1 protein-coding gene is annotated in these 202 nt (G+C 50.0%); it reads left to right on the forward strand.

What is annotated here, in order from left to right; translation table 11 throughout:
• On the forward strand, positions 1-202 hold a 202-nt coding region (locus AC1M9H_RS14460; protein ID WP_481613671.1), incomplete at both ends, for a GA-like domain-containing protein.

Consider the following 202-nt stretch of genomic DNA (forward strand, 5'->3'; position numbering starts at 1 on the left):
CAGATGCCGAAGCAGCAGTAGAGGCAGCAGAAGCAGCATACGCTGCGGCAGAACAAGCGCTGATCGATGCAAATGCCAATGGCCTCATCACGCCAACAGAACTTACTGCATTGACTCAAGCACGTGATGATGCACTTGCTGCGAAAACAGAAGCACAAACAAAAGTGACAGCGTTACCTGAGGCAGTACAAGCAGAAAAAGA

This window comes from Acinetobacter sp. ANC_7512 (genome assembly GCF_056779935.1).